This is a genomic window from Neisseria sp. GT4A_CT1, assembly GCF_000227275.1.
Classification (GTDB): domain Bacteria; phylum Pseudomonadota; class Gammaproteobacteria; order Burkholderiales; family Neisseriaceae; genus Neisseria.
Genome location: NZ_JH164970.1, coordinates 41,088 through 48,965 on the forward strand (window position 1 = coordinate 41,088; position 7,878 = coordinate 48,965).

The 7,878-nt window shown below is 48.5% G+C and carries 9 protein-coding genes and 1 pseudogene; 3 read left to right on the forward strand and 7 right to left on the reverse strand.

The genetic code is table 11. From position 1 onward, the window contains the following. Window positions 1-202 precede the first annotated feature (202 nt). The 7 genes from HMPREF1028_RS14055 to gatC form a co-directional block, all read right to left on the reverse strand. Window positions 203-655, reverse strand: coding sequence for a hypothetical protein (locus HMPREF1028_RS14055; protein WP_009312917.1), 453 nt, complete (start codon window positions 653-655; stop codon window positions 203-205). 122 nt (window positions 656-777) lie between these two features. Further along, window positions 778-2,226 carry an Asp-tRNA(Asn)/Glu-tRNA(Gln) amidotransferase subunit GatA gene (gene gatA / locus HMPREF1028_RS11415; RefSeq protein ID WP_009312918.1) on the reverse strand — a complete coding sequence of 483 codons (1,449 nt, stop codon included), beginning with the start codon at window positions 2,224-2,226 and terminating at the stop codon, window positions 778-780. A 77-nt stretch (window positions 2,227-2,303) separates the two neighbouring features. Further along, complete coding sequence (locus tag HMPREF1028_RS11420; RefSeq protein WP_349267060.1) at window positions 2,304-2,759, reverse strand: DUF4303 domain-containing protein; 456 nt, start codon at window positions 2,757-2,759, stop codon at window positions 2,304-2,306. Between the two features lie 222 nt (window positions 2,760-2,981). After that, window positions 2,982-3,614: a DUF6714 family protein gene (locus HMPREF1028_RS11425; protein WP_232203846.1), complete on the reverse strand. Its 633-nt coding sequence runs from the start codon at window positions 3,612-3,614 to the stop codon at window positions 2,982-2,984. A 2-nt stretch (window positions 3,615-3,616) separates the two neighbouring features. Further along, complete coding sequence (locus tag HMPREF1028_RS11430) at window positions 3,617-4,378, reverse strand: WGR domain-containing protein (protein WP_009312921.1); 762 nt, start codon at window positions 4,376-4,378, stop codon at window positions 3,617-3,619. 64 nt (window positions 4,379-4,442) lie between these two features. Next, entirely contained in the window at window positions 4,443-4,928 is a 486-nt protein-coding gene (locus HMPREF1028_RS11435) for a hypothetical protein (protein WP_009312922.1), read from the reverse strand. A 29-nt stretch (window positions 4,929-4,957) separates the two neighbouring features. Continuing rightward, the gene (gene gatC / locus HMPREF1028_RS11440) at window positions 4,958-5,248 is read right to left on the reverse strand and encodes an Asp-tRNA(Asn)/Glu-tRNA(Gln) amidotransferase subunit GatC (protein ID WP_009312923.1); all 291 of its coding nucleotides are present in this window, start codon (window positions 5,246-5,248) and stop codon (window positions 4,958-4,960) included. A 227-nt stretch (window positions 5,249-5,475) separates the two neighbouring features. Here gatC and HMPREF1028_RS11445 point away from each other — a divergent pair, with 227 nt between their 5' ends. The 3 genes and pseudogenes from HMPREF1028_RS11445 (at window position 5,476) to mreD (ending at window position 7,876) form a co-directional block, all read left to right on the forward strand. Continuing rightward, window positions 5,476-6,513 carry a rod shape-determining protein gene (locus HMPREF1028_RS11445; protein ID WP_009312924.1) on the forward strand — a complete coding sequence of 346 codons (1,038 nt, stop codon included), beginning with the start codon at window positions 5,476-5,478 and terminating at the stop codon, window positions 6,511-6,513. 11 nt (window positions 6,514-6,524) lie between these two features. Continuing rightward, window positions 6,525-7,364, forward strand: a complete 840-nt coding sequence (mreC, locus tag HMPREF1028_RS11450; RefSeq protein WP_003778898.1) for a rod shape-determining protein MreC — start codon at window positions 6,525-6,527, stop codon at window positions 7,362-7,364. A 7-nt stretch (window positions 7,365-7,371) separates the two neighbouring features. Beyond that, window positions 7,372-7,876: pseudogene (gene mreD / locus HMPREF1028_RS15810) on the forward strand (rod shape-determining protein MreD). Window positions 7,877-7,878: the final 2 nt, after the last annotated feature.

The window sequence follows — 7,878 nt, forward strand, 5'->3', positions numbered from 1 at the left end:
TTTGAAATCTGGAAAAACAAACTGCTCCGGCATTATACCTTTCCCTCTGCGCAGGTATACACATCAGATTCCGCACCAAATTCGGTCGGTGCGTCGCTGAAGATTTTGAATTGGGGGTTGAACTGGACGTAAATTCTTAAGCCGATTACTGTTTCCCAAGGCATAGTTTAAGTTTCCTTAATACATAGAAACCTGCTTGCATTCAGGATGGCGATGATTGTTTAAAAAGCTTTTTACGCCAAATAGCCAGTAGTAATACATTCACAGCAGCCACAGCAGATACGAGGAACAGCCATTCGTAAGAATAAATAACATTAAATAATGTAACAAATGTTTGTTCCAGAGGATGCAACGTCAACTGTCCGTAATATGCCGCTTGATTGCGAGCCGGCATAATAAAACGCATGACTATGTAACCAAGGTTGATAAACAAACTCAAAGGTAGGCAGATAATGCTATTGAGTAATAAATGTTTTCGCCAAAAATGCGGCGTTTTTGGACGTTTACGCCATAAAATGTACGTAACAAGTACAGAAAGGATGAGCCAGTACAGCAGAAATAACACAATGCTTGTAGATATTTCCAGCCCCGTTGTCTGCCATAAACCCCATAAGAATTGCCAAAATTTTGGGGAAAAGTAATCGTAATATTCCATTATTTTAGTAATTTTGTTAGTTTCAGACTGTTGGAAATTAGACGGTTTTCTTTTTTTAGATCATCTGAAAACAACAGCCTGAAATCTGGATTTTATTTTTGGATAATTTCTACTAATAAATTCTACTCCGGTGCTTTCGTATGCCAATCACTTGCCAACTGTACTTGATGCGCTGCGCCAAGGATTTTGGCTTCGGAGAAGTGGTTGCCGATGAACTGCACGCCGATGGGCAGTCCGCTGCTGCTGAAACCTGCAGGCAGGGTCAGGGCGGGCAATCCTGCCAGATTCACGGCGATGGTGTAGATGTCGGAAAGGTACATCTGCACGGGATCGTGGATGTCGCTGCCGAGTTTGGGGGCGGCGGTGGGCGCAGTCGGGGCGAGGATGAAATCGCATTGCGCGAAGGCTGTCTGAAAATCGTTGGCAACGAGGCGGCGCAGTTTTTGGGCTTTCAGGTAATAGGCATCGTAGTAGCCGTGCGACAACACATAAGTACCGATCATGATGCGGCGTTTGACTTCGCTGCCGAAACCTTCGGAGCGGGTATTGCTGTACATTTCTTCAAGGTCGCCGAATTGGGCGGCGCGGTGGCCGTAGCGTACGCCGTCGTAGCGGGAAAGATTGGTGCTGGCTTCGGCGGAAGCGAGGACATAGTAAGCGGGGATGGACAGGGCGGTTTGCGGCAGGGAAACTTCAATGGTTTCCGCACCTTGTGCTTTTAAAAGGTTGATGACGCTTTGCAAAGCAGCCTGTACATCGGCATCCGCGCCTTCGCCGAAATATTCTTTAGGTAGACCGATTTTTATGCCTTTGAGCGGTTTGTCCAAATCGCGGGTGTAGTCTTCCTTGCTGCGTTCCAAACTGGTGGAATCGCGCTTGTCAAAGCCCGCCATTGCATTGAGCAAAATCGCGCAGTCTTCGGCGGTTTGCGCCATCGGACCGGCTTGGTCGAAACTGGAAGCGTAGGCAACCATGCCGAAGCGGGAAACCGTGCCGTAGGTGGGTTTGATGCCGGTGATGCCGCAGTGTGATGCGGGCTGGCGAATGGAGCCGCCGGTATCTGAACCGAGCGCGGCAGGGGCAAGACGTGCGGCAACAACGGCTGCGGAACCGCCGGACGAGCCGCCTGGGACGTGTTCGGGATTCCACGGGTTTTTAGTCGCGCCGTAGAACGAGGTCTCATTGGTCGAGCCCATGGCAAACTCGTCCATATTGGTACGGCCAAGCGTTACCATGCCTTCATCGAGCAGGTTTTGCACGACGGTGGCAGTGTAGGGCGAAACGAAGTTGTCCAGCATTTTGGAGCTGCATGCGCTGCGCCAGCCTGTTTGGCAGAAAATATCTTTGTAGGCGATGGGTACGCCGGTAAGCGCCGTGGCGTTGCCTTGCGCGATACGCGCGTCGGCGGCACGGGCTTCGGCTAGGGTTTTGTCTTGGTCGAGAGTAATGTAGCCGTTGATTGCCGGGTTCTGCGCAGCAATGGCGGCGAGGTATTCGGTTGCCAGTTCGACGGCGGAGATTTGCTTGGATTGCAGCAGTTGGCTGGCTTGTTTGAGGGTGTATTGGGTCATAAGAGTCTTTTAGTTTAAATAAGTGGGATTTCAAAGAGTTTAATGGTGTAGGCTGATTTCAGGGTCGTCTGAAAATATCAACCTATCAATTTTTGGTAAGTATCCGGTTGGTTGAGCTGAGTGGTGGAACGGTAAAGCAGTGATTGTTCGTCATTTTCATCATAATCATCAATATAAAACGCAAACAGCAATATACCGTTTTCAGCACGATTGCCGAACAGACCTTCTTGGTCGCATTGTTGCAGTGCGGCTATCAGGGCGGTTTCGTATTCGGCACGTTTTTGCTGATAAGCATCATCATCTAGGTTCTCTATGCTGAGGTATGCAGCTTGGTAGAGCTCGCTTTGGTTTTCCAGCCAGTTATCTGAAACGTTCTGAGGCTCGGTTTCACTGTCATAAAGGGTACATCTGCCATCCCAAATCGCCTGCAAAATGGTGCAATTTTCATATTCGTCTGCGTGTTCGACGGTAAAAGCAGCCAAATCCTGATAGGTAATGGCGGCATTGCCTGCGGCGAAAAAGTCGTCTACCAGATAGAAATAATATGCGGCAACTTCTTTACCTGCCTGTTCGGCCTATTTCTTGATACGGTTGAAACATTGGTGGATGTGGCTAACGGCAACTGTGTGAAGGTGTTGTTGCTCGGTGGACATGGGATTCCTTTGCTTCGTACTTTTTGTCTATTCTATTCGTATGCGAAACAGAACTGTTTTGTAACCGTACTTGTTCTTTCAGACGACCTTCTTTTGGAAGGCTTAGTTTTTATCGGGCAAAATATTGGCATCTGACAATATTTGATTTAAGTGTTCAAATGCAGCCTGCCATGGGCTGTCAATATATGAAGAGTAGCCGTCGTCGTAGGTATTTGCCGTTATTTCCACGAGAAAACGGACTGTATTCAACAAAGCACGTTGTTGAGCAGCGTTGAGCAGCAGTTCATCGGTATAATAGCTGTTCTCCAAGGCATAAGCCAATGTATCGGCAATCATACCGTCAGGGTCTTGTAATGCCCAAAGCAAGTAATATGGTAGGGCGAAATGCCTGCCTATACTATCCATAAATGTGATGGCAGAACAGGGATTAAAACGTGGGATTTCTCCTACGCGGGGTCCTTGAAAAAGGACATTTTCCCAATAATCCCGTTCATCTTCAGCACGATAGCGGCAACGTTCCGGATTATTGGTATCCATCCAGTCATCCACGCAGTCGGCTTCCAATATCCCAATTCCGTTCTTTAGTTGGGTATCGGCAAATGCGTGGCAGACTTGCTCGGCGATTTCTTCGTATGCTTTATTCCACTGTTGAGCATATTCACGCAGGTAGCCCAGTATCTTGATGAGTCGCTTGGGAGACATTGTGCATACAGGCTCGGCACGCTGATGTTTCATAGTTAGGTCGTCTGAAAATGGTTCACCTGTGCAACAGCAAAACGTTGCAAGTCATCTGCCATTTGTTGATTGATCTCAGACAAAGTACCAGCAAAACACCAACCGCGTAGCTGTGCCAATATGTCAAGCCTCTGCATGGCAAGTAGGGCAAGTTGCTGCAATTCAGGTTTCAGACGACCTGTAATTTTAATGCTGCCGAATGTAGCAGCAATAATCACTCTATCGGATTGGTAAACTTCGGTTTCCTGTTGTTTACACAGTTCTTCAATGCTTTTGGCAGTTTGGTCTGCTTGAGGCGGCAGGTAATCCATACCCCAATATTCACAAATCAATTTCTGAGGGAAAGCCAATATATCCAGATCGGCATTTTTGCGGAAGGCTTGTGCAAGCTCATACAACGCATCACTGCCTTCATCACTGCCAAACGGAGCCTCTTCGTCACCGCAGTCATAATAGAAATTATCGGTTAAGTATCGGACGAAGTGTGGATGCGAGGTTTTGCGATGTGGACCGAAATCTTCATCGTCAAAATAAAAGCGGTCGATGAAATTAAAATCGGGAGCAGGTTTGTAGCCTTTTTTGGTCTTTTGCGTAATGAGCTTGTCAGCAGCTTTTTGACACTCGACTTCATCGTCGTATTCGGTAATTTGGTAACGTCCGGTTGCACCAAGTTTGCCGAAATTGACCATGATGTCGCTACCATCGGAATTGATAATCCAAAATTTCTGGGACTTGTCGTCAGTATAAATTAAGGCTTGTTTCACAGAAATTCCTTTTCAGGTCGTCTGAAACTGCAAATATTTAAACTAGGTAAAACAACTTACATTTTTATTTTACGCGGCTGCAAACGGTTTCCACCATTTTGTCACTGTGCATTGTTTCGCTGGAATCTTCCTTTTTCAGCTGCTCAATGGCTTCTTGCGGCATTTTGTTGGGACTATTGTAATTGTGAACGTCGATACGCTCTTCAAGTTGTCCGTTTTTGTCAAACAGGGCAATCGCGCTCATAACAGATTGTTTGGGTTCTTGGCAATGTACCCAATCTAAAATCAGCATATGGGCATGTTTGCCTGAAACCGCAGATTGATGCCGTGTAATGGTTGAATACCAACCATTACCGAGATTTTTGATACTGTTCGGATAGAGTGATGCGCTGTATTTCCCGTCAGGTGTTTCGTAGTCATACAAATGCACGGCTTGCTCGGAATGAACAACAGGCAATACAGAGGATTTAGGGTTGTTGTCATCCTTAGGCATAGCGTAGGCGTTAACCGTGAGTACGCCAAGTAATAATGTGGTCAAAAATTTATTCATTATTGGTTTTCCTAAAGGATAAATTCCATCTATTCTTCAATTACCTGAGGCACGATATACAGGCGGTTGCGCACTTCGGGTGCGACGGCTTGATATTCGGCGGCATGGTCGGTTTCGGTAACTGTATCTTCGCGCAGGCGCAGGGCGGCTTCGTGGGGGTGTGCCATCGGCTCGACACCATCGGTATTCACGCTCTGCATCTTTTCGACCATGGCAAAAATGTCGTTCAATTCTGAGAGGGTTTTGCCTTTTTCTTCCTCGGTCAGCGAAAGGCGTGAGAGTTTGGCGATTTTTTCCACATCGGTTAAGCTTAAAGCCATAAAAAATCCTTGTCTGATAGCAAACGCCCCTTTATTGGGGTATCATTGCGTTCTTCTTCGATGAAACGAAGAATTATAACCGAAAACTACTCAAACGGCGTGTGATTTCGCCATACGTTTCATTACGGGGAGTAGGGAAGTCGTCTGAAAAGGCGTTGTTTCCATGTTTTTAATATTTTGAATAACAATTAAATAAAATCGGTGCTGGGCCGATATTCAGGTATTTTATGTTTCGTTTTTTATCCCGTTTTTTCTCAAACGATATCGCCATTGACTTGGGTACGGCGAACACGTTGATTTATGTGCGTGGTAAAGGCATTGTTTTGGACGAGCCGTCTGTGGTGGCGGTTCAATCGGGTACGGGCGGTAAAAGCAAGATTGTCGCCGTAGGTACGGAAGCCAAGAAAATGCAGGGGCGCGCGCCGCGCAATATTGAAATCGTCCGTCCTATGCGGGATGGGGTGATTGCTGATTTTACGATTGCCGAGCGTATGCTGGGTATGTTGATTAAAAAAGCAATACAAGGCAATTCGGTTGTGCCGCCGCGCGTAGTGATCTGTGTGCCGGGCGGGGCAACCCAAGTGGAACGCAAGGCAATTTTGGATTCTGCGTTTGCCGCAGGTGCATCTTCCGTACATTTGATTGAGGAGCCGATGGCGGCTGCTTTGGGTGCGGGTTTGCCGATTGAAGATACTGCCGGTTCGATGGTGGTGGATATCGGCGGCGGCACAACGGAAATCGGCATTTTGTCGTTGGGTGGTATGGCTTATTCTGCCTCCGTCCGTGCGGCAGGTGATGAGTTTGATAAGAGCATCGTGCATTATCTGCGCCGTCATCGTGGCGTGTTGATTGGTGAAGCGACGGCTGAGGAATTGAAGAAAACAATCGGTTCAGCCTCCGGTTTTGCAACCGAAACCGCCATGCGGATTAAAGGTCGCGATTTGGCGGAAGGTACGCCCAAATCGATTGCCATTACTTCGGAAGAGGTGCGCGAGGCTTTGAGCGAAACGGTTAATCAGATTATCCGCGCCGTGCGCCTTGCTTTGGAACAGGCTCCGCCTGAGTTGGCCGGCGATATTGCCGACAGGGGAATTATGTTGACGGGCGGTGGCGCGCTGCTGCACGGTATGGATACGGTTTTGGCGGATGCGACGGGGCTGCCTGTCGGTATTGCCGACCAGCCTTTGAACTGTGTGGCTTATGGTGCGGGCAAAGCCTTGGATTATATCGGCAAATGGAATGCCGTCTTTGTGGATAACCCGTAAGGCAGGCTGAAATGGAACATTCTTCTTTACGGTTTGACGAGGCAAAGGGCCAAAAGCTGTTGCCTCGTTTTATTGCGTATTTGTTACTGGGCGCAGGCATTATGGTGGCGGACGGCCGTTTCAACCTGATGCAGCCCGTGCGCACTGCGGCAGCAGAGATTCTTTATCCGGTGCAATGGTTGGCAAATCAGCCGGTCCGTCTCTATCAATATTTTTCCAACCAATCTCAATCACAAACCGAGCTGTTGGAACAAAACCGTCTCCTTTTGGAGGAAAACGGTCGTCTGAAAATCCAGCTTCAACGCGATAAGGTCAATCTGAGCGAATTGCAGGAGCTGAAAAAGCTATACGGCTTGCAGCAAAAAGGCATCAGCAATGTCATCGGTGCTGAAGTATTGTCCAGTGGCAAAGACCCGCTGTCCGAACGTTTGATTATCAATAAAGGCAGTGGCGAAGGGGTGGCGGCAGGCGATGCCGTTATCGACCAAAACGGCTTAATCGGGCGGATTACCTTAGTTCACGCAAACAGTGCGGAAGTCGAGCTGATGGCGGCTGCGCAAAGTATCGTCCCTGTTGCCGTTGAGCGTACGGGCGAACGCAATCTCGCCTACGGCAATGGCGTGGGTTTGGATTTGCGTTATTTCCCGACGGGCTCGGATTTGAAGCCGCAGGATGTTTTGATTACCTCCGGCTTGGACGGTATTTATCCGGCAGGCATTCCCGTAGCCCGCGTGGATAAAGTCGTCCGCGCTTCAGGTACGCCTTATTACGACACAGAACTGACCCCGTTTGCCGCCTTGCGCCGCAGCCGCTTTGTTTTGGTTCTGTCTTCTTCCCATTCTTCCCAATAAATCATTCATGAACGATTTTGACGATTCCTACCGTGCCATGCCCGTCGGCGTGATTGCGGCAAGTTTTGCCGTAACCATGCTTGTCGATTTCATGCCTTTTCCCTTTGATGTGTTTTTTTGGCTGCCTGAACTGACTGCGCTGATGCTGCTTTATTGGTCTATGCACCATCCCCAACGCGTCGGCATGGGCATTGCGTTTTTTGCTCGGCTTGATAGTCGATGCCGCAACGGCAGCGACTTTGGGGCTGCACGCATTGTCTTATACGGTCATGGTGTATTTCGTCTTGAACACGCGCCGTCAAATCATGCTCTACGGCCACATCATGCAGATCGGGGCGGTATTGGCAGCATTGTTCTGCCATCAGGCGGTATTGGTGGCGGCGCGTCTGTTCCTCAACAACCAAATCATCACTTGGCAAAGTTTTATTGCGCCTTTGACCGGTGCGCTGCTTTGGCCTTTCTTGAGCCAGTTGATGCTGATGCTGACCAATTTCTATCGCGCCAACAGATAACG